Raw genomic sequence first — 1,642 nt, 5'->3', positions numbered from 1 at the left:
CTCACCGGCCGCAACGCCCATGGCGTTCAGTTCACGGTGGACTCAGAGAATCGGGTCCTCACCTGGAAGAGCGCAAAGGCAAAAGAGATTGCCACGACCAAACCGGCGGCACTGCCCAGAAAGGCCGCGAAGTTCACAATCTTTGAAGACTCGATGGGCTACTGGTGCGTACCGCACGACCAAGAGGCAGCAGCAATTTCCACCCCTGAACACTTCCGCAAGGTGGTGCACCGAACGAAGATAGCGGCATGCCGCCAGGCGCTTGAAATGGCCCTTAGAGATGGTGCGACGGAGCTGCACTTGCACGGTATGGGAGCGACGACTGGGATCAAGCGTGAGGCCATCGCGAAAGGCATCAAGCCATTCATCTATTTCGCGTCTGTGACGACAAAACTTGCCTCGCACGTGTCGTCAGGCAAGCGATGACAGTGCGACCCTGCACCTAGAGACATTTACCGGGTTGGCATTGACCGGCGCAGTGAGTCACCTTCCTGGGCTGCTCTACCCGAACACATCTTTTAAGCCTGCATGCGCGCTTCGACTGCAGGCCTACCCACCCTCCCGAGATAGGTAGCCTGACAACCTCGCCTCCCTTGCGGGAAGGCTGTGCGGGAGCAGGGAGAAAATCACGCCGGCACGTTATCGGCCTGGATGGCGAACTCTGCTCGATCTTTGCCTGAAATCCATTTCGGAGGAAGACCACGACCTGACCAGGTTGCACCTGTAGCTGGATCGCGGTACTTGGGGGCCACCGAAGGGCGCTGCCCACGGGAACTGCGGCCTTGCGTGAATACATCAGCCTGGGTCAAACCAAACTCAGCGATCAATTTTCGGGCGGTTTCAATGGCGCCCGAAAGTTCTTGAGCGCGCGCAGCAGCAATCTGTTTTTCCAGAGCATCTCGTTGGGCCAGAAGTTCTTTGTAGCTGGTGTCAGTCACTATGTTGTTCCTATAAAAGTTGAATGACAGGATTCAGGGCGCTATTCTCAAAATGAGACCCTGCATTTGAGGACGCAAATATTACCCCATATTCAAACTGCATACGCTATGTTTCCAGATGCCGATATGTATTTGAGTGGGTGTTTTTGCATCTGTTTCGATAGTTCCCCAGGAAAGTGAAAATCGCGGGGAACTGGCTGAAGCAATTACTTTTGAGAGATACTTTGTCTAGGTCCAACTCTACAGTTCGAGGGTTTTTGAAGATGAAATCGCTTGCTTCCTTGGCTCTTATCGCCGTCCTCTCAGTAGGCCCTGCAGGCTCGTTCGCACAAGATCGCGAGGGCTACTTCTGTACGACGGATCACGCCACCGGGTTCGCTTTCAACAAAGCAAAAAAACAGTGGGGGACTGTTTTCTTTCAGGAAACCGAAAAGTTCCTGATTACAAGGGCGTCCCCTGCCGAGTTGAAACTGGGGAATGTATGGGTTGTGAAAAAGGTCGGCTCAAGTTCACCAGACTTTGTGTGCCCTGCAGACTTCAACGTCGGTGGCTATTTGCATTGCAAAGGGTTTACCGAGTTCATGTTCAATCGCAAGAACAACAGATTCTTGAGTTCGTATATGGTCGGATATGTCACTGACGCCGTTGAAGGCGCAGGAAATGCCAGCGACTGGTTGGGCCCCGAGGGCAGCAACACGCCGTCA

3 protein-coding genes are annotated in these 1,642 nt (G+C 53.7%); 2 read left to right on the top strand and 1 reads right to left on the bottom strand.

What is annotated here, in order from left to right; translation table 11 throughout:
* Positions 1-426: hypothetical protein (locus DBR23_RS29755; protein WP_158276485.1), on the top strand; the 426-nt coding region annotated here is incomplete at its 5' end.
* A gap of 200 nt (positions 427-626) precedes the next feature.
* Here DBR23_RS29755 and DBR23_RS22880 read toward each other — a convergent pair.
* Positions 627-938, bottom strand: a complete 312-nt coding sequence (locus DBR23_RS22880; protein ID WP_108499681.1) for an H-NS family nucleoid-associated regulatory protein — start codon at positions 936-938, stop codon at positions 627-629.
* Positions 939-1,201: 263 nt separating this feature from the next.
* On the opposite strand from DBR23_RS22880, the gene DBR23_RS22875 reads away from it, so the two are divergent.
* The coding region (locus DBR23_RS22875) for a hypothetical protein (RefSeq protein WP_146191417.1) at positions 1,202-1,642 on the top strand (441 nt) is incomplete at its 3' end.

Source organism: Acidovorax sp. HMWF018, assembly GCF_003061035.1.
GTDB lineage: Bacteria > Pseudomonadota > Gammaproteobacteria > Burkholderiales > Burkholderiaceae_C > Acidovorax > Acidovorax delafieldii.
Note: the sequence above shows the minus strand (reverse complement) of the source record. Positions and strands in the feature narration are given on the sequence as shown.